Annotated in this window: 3 protein-coding genes; all 3 read left to right on the top strand. The window is 58.2% G+C overall.

The window, feature by feature from the left end; genetic code table 11:
• On the top strand, positions 1 to 566 hold a 566-nt coding region (locus tag P0D70_RS36190; RefSeq protein ID WP_408188050.1), incomplete at its 5' end, for an efflux RND transporter periplasmic adaptor subunit.
• A 77-nt stretch (positions 567 to 643) separates the two neighbouring features.
• Positions 644 to 3865: an efflux RND transporter permease subunit gene (locus P0D70_RS36195; RefSeq protein ID WP_408188051.1), complete on the top strand. Its 3222-nt coding sequence runs from the start codon at positions 644 to 646 to the stop codon at positions 3863 to 3865.
• Between the two features lie 6 nt (positions 3866 to 3871).
• The coding region (gene irlR, locus P0D70_RS36200) for a heavy metal response regulator transcription factor IrlR (protein WP_408188052.1) at positions 3872 to 4531 on the top strand (660 nt) is incomplete at its 3' end.

The raw sequence follows: 4531 nt of genomic DNA on the forward strand, positions 1-4531 counted from the left end.
AACTGCGCGCACCATTTGCCGGAACGATAGTTGAAAAGCACGTGGCACCTGGCGAGGCAATCGCGGCGGATGCGAACGTTTTCGTTGTCTCCGACCTTTCGTCCGTGTGGGCGGAGATGGCTGTGCCCGCCCAGCGGCTAAACGATGTTCGCGTTGGCCGAGAAGCAACCGTCAGCGCTACGGCATTCGAATCGAAGTCGAGTGGCCCCATCGCATATGTAGGCGCGCTACTGGGAGAACAGACCCGCACAGCGCCGGCGCGTGTTGTGTTGCCGAACCCTGATGGCGTGTGGCGGCCGGGCATGTTCGTCAATGTCTCGGTTGACGCGGGTAAACACGGCGTGCCGGTCGCAGTGGCGAGCGACGCATTGCAGGACATCGACGGTACACAGGCAATCTTTGTGCAGTCCCCTAAGGGGTTCGTTGCTCAAGCCATCGAGACCGGGCGTCGTGATGACGACGTGGTCGAAGTTGTCAAAGGGCTTAAGCCGGGTCAGAAGTATGCCGCTTCCAACAGTTTCGTACTCAAGGCCGAACTCGGGAAAAGCAGTGTCGAGGAAGAGTAAATCCAAAGCCCCAACCCGTCGACGACCTGCAACGGGCAGGTTGCGCACCACTCATCCGGTTTCATAGGACCATCTCAATGTTTGAGAGACTGATTCGCTTCGCGATAGCACACCGCTGGCTCGTCATGCTTGCAGTCGCGGCTGTCGCAGCGTTAGGCATTTACAGCTACCAGAAGCTGCCCATTGATGCCGTTCCTGACATTACCAACATCCAGGTCCAAATTAACACGTCAGCGCCCGGATATTCACCGCTCGAGGCCGAGCAACGCATAACATATCCAATAGAGACCGCAATGGCGGGCCTGCCCAACCTGGAACAGACGCGTTCCATCTCGCGCTACGGTCTGTCCCAGGTCACCGTCATCTTCAAGGACGGGACCGACATCTACTTCGCGCGCCAACTGGTTAATGAGCGGATTCAGGAAGCAAAGGATAAGCTACCTCCGGGCGCCACGCCTGCTATGGGGCCAACTTCCACCGGGCTTGGTGAAATTTACCTGTGGACGGTGGAAGCTGACGCGGCAGCGGCCAAGCCGGATGGGACCCGCTATACGCCCGCAGACCTTCGGGAGCTTCAGGACTGGGTTATCAAGCCACAGCTTCGTAACGTGCCGGGCGTCACCGAGGTGAATTCCATCGGTGGCTTCGTCAAGGAGTTCCGAGTCGCGCCGAACCCGACCAAGCTGATGTCCTACGGACTGACCCTTGCAGATGTGGTGCGTGCCCTCGAGCGTAACAATGACAATGTGGGCGCCGGATATATCGAAAAGCGCGGCGAACAGTACCTGGTGCGCGTGCCTGGTCAGGCACGCTCGGTCGAGGACATCTCAGACGTAGTGCTCACAAACGTCGGCGGTGTACCTGTGCGCATGAGAGATGTTGGGCAAGTCGACATTGGCCGTGAATTACGAACGGGTGCGGCGACTGCGAACGGTGAAGAGGTCGTGCTCGGAACGGCGTTCATGTTGATGGGAGAGAACAGCCGGACCGTTGCAAAGGCTGTCTCCCTCAAAATGGATGACGTCAATCGCACACTGCCTTCGGGGGTGCGCGCGGTTCCCGTCTACGACCGGACCGTCCTGGTTGAAAAGGCCGTGGAGACAGTGAAGAAGAACCTGCTCGAAGGTGCGGTTCTCGTTATCGTCATTCTCTTCCTGTTCCTTGGCAACATCCGGGCGGCGCTGATTACCGCCCTTGTTATCCCATTGTCGATGCTGATGACATTCACCGGCATGGTCAACGCTAAAGTGAGCGCCAACCTGATGAGCCTCGGCGCGCTCGATTTCGGCATCATCGTCGATGGCGCGGTCGTGATTGTTGAAAACTGCGTGAGACGCCTGGCTCACGCGCAGACACTCGCTGGGCGACCCTTGACACGCGAGGAGCGTTTCGCCGAAGTCTTCGGCGCATCCCAAGAAGCCAGACGTGCCCTCATTTTCGGCCAGCTCATCATCATGGTCGTCTATCTCCCCATCTTTGCGCTGACAGGCGTCGAGGGCAAGATGTTCCACCCCATGGCGGTTACCGTGGTGATGGCGCTTGCCGGAGCTATGGTGCTGACGGTCACCTTCATTCCTGCCGCAGTTGCGTTGTTCATCGGTCAGCGCGTCGAAGAAAAGGAAAACTGGCTGATGAGCCGGGCACGACGGCTCTATGAGCCCGCGCTTGGCGCGTTCATGACACGTCCAAAGCGTGTACTGGTTGGCGCAGTCGTGATTGTCACGCTGGCGATGGGGTTGGCAACACGCCTTGGCAGCGAGTTCATTCCGAACTTGAACGAGGGTGACCTCGCCGTCGCCGCGCTACGCATTCCCGGCACGAGTCTCTCCCAGTCGGTGGAAATGCAGAAGTCCATCGAAAAGACACTCAAGCAGCGCTTTCCGGAAATCGACCGTGTTTTCGCACGGACTGGCACGGCGGAAATCGCTGCGGACCCGATGCCGCCGAATCTGTCCGACGGCTACATAATGCTAAAACCGACGGACAATTGGCCCGACCCGGGAAAGTCACGCGACAAGCTAGTAGAAGAAATTGAGGTGGCGCTCGCGGAATTGCCAGGAAACGTATATGAATTTTCTCAGCCAATTCAACTTCGCTTCAATGAGTTGATTTCCGGCGTACGGAGCGACGTTGCAGTTAAAATTTTTGGCGACGATATGGCTGTGCTCAATGGAACCGGCGAGAAGATAGCGGCGGCACTTCAGAAAGTGCCTGGTGCCGCGGAAGTGAAGGTTGAGCAGACCACTGGATTGCCTGTTCTTACCATCAACCTGGACCGCGACAAACTTGCACGGTACGGCGTCACCGTGGGAGACATTCAGGACACTGTAGCAGCCGCGGTCGGCGGACAGAAGGCGGGCACGCTGTTTCAGGGAGACAGGCGATTCGATATTGTGGTCCGGCTGCCTGACGAGCTCCGCTCCGATATTGAGGCCATTAAACGCCTGCCGATTGCGTTACCATTTTCATCGCAGGGCGCTGCGAGCGGGCCAGTGGTCCAGGCACCGAACGTCCCGCTTGCAGAGCTGGCAACGGTTGAGGTTGCCCCAGGCCCCAACCAAATCAGCCGGGAAGACGGCAAGCGGCGTGTGGTCGTCAGTGCGAATGTCCGCGGGCGTGACGTGGGCACGTTCGTCGCGGATGCGCGTGAGCGGATTGAACAGGACGTTCAGGTTCCGTCGGGGTACTGGTTGTCGTGGGGCGGACAGTTTGAGCAGTTGCAGAGCGCCAGTGAGAGATTGAAACTCGTCGTTCCGCTGGCGCTCTTCATGGTATTCGTCCTCCTTTTCATCATGTTCAATAATGTGAAGGACGGCCTGCTGGTGTTCACGGGTATTCCGTTCGCACTGAGTGGCGGGGTGGTTTCGTTATGGATGAGAGGGATTCCTTTGTCCATCACGGCTGCCGTTGGGTTCATCGCACTCTCAGGCGTCGCGGTTTTGAATGGCCTCGTCATGATTTCCTTCATCAGGAACCTGCGCGAGGAAGGCGTGGAACTGGACGCTGCTGTTCGCGACGGCGCGCTGACGCGGCTCAGGCCGGTGTTGATGACAGCGCTGGTTGCGTCACTCGGCTTTCTGCCGATGGCATTCGCGACAGGCACGGGCTCTGAAGTGCAGCGTCCGCTCGCAACAGTTGTAATCGGTGGCATCCTGTCCTCGACCGCGCTGACACTGCTGGTCCTTCCCGTTCTGTATCGCGTCGTCCATTCAGCGTCGTTGCGTTCCGTTGTCATGGCGCGGTTGGTGAAACGGGCGCCAGGTCGGGTACTGCGCTGGTTCGGCATTCTTTCGAGGTAGTGTTCAATGCGTATTCTTTTAGTGGAAGATGAGCCGAAGACCGGCACTTATCTTCGTAGGGGCCTGGCGGAAGCCGGATACGCCGTCGATTGGGTCGAAGACGGCGTCACCGGCCAGCATCAGGCCGAGGCTGAGGACTATGACCTCCTCATACTCGACGTGATGCTGCCGCGGCAGGACGGATGGACACTGCTGCAAAATCTTCGGCGTACGAGGTCAACTCCCGTGCTGTTTTTGACAGCGCGTGACGATGTCGGAGACCGAGTAAAAGGGCTGGAACTCGGGGCAGATGACTACCTTGCGAAGCCGTTTGATTTCGTCGAACTGGTCGCCCGCGTAAGGTCCATACTCCGTCGCGGAAAGCCCCGCGACTCGACGATGCTTAAAATCGCGGACCTTGAACTCGACCTGACGCGGCGTAAAGCCACGCGTCAGGGCGACACCGTTCTTTTGACCGCAAAAGAGTTCACATTGCTATGGCTTCTGATGCGAAAAGAGGGAGAGATTCTGCCTCGTGCGACCATCGCTTCTCAGGTCTGGGACATGAATTTCAACAGCGATACCAATGTTGTGGATTCGGCCATCAGGCGCCTCCGTTCCAAGGTTGACGATGCATACGAGCCCAAGCTTATCCACACCGTAAGAGGAATGGGTTACGTACTGGAA

Origin of the sequence: Paraburkholderia sp. RL17-381-BIF-C (assembly GCF_046026435.1) — a bacterium.
Classification (GTDB): Bacteria; Pseudomonadota; Gammaproteobacteria; order Burkholderiales; family Burkholderiaceae; genus Paraburkholderia.

Excerpts from the sequence above, each read along its gene's own strand:
- P0D70_RS36195 (WP_408188051.1), top strand. The coding sequence starts at position 644 with ATGTTTGAGAGACTGATTCGCTTCGCGATAGCACACCGCTGGCTCGTC.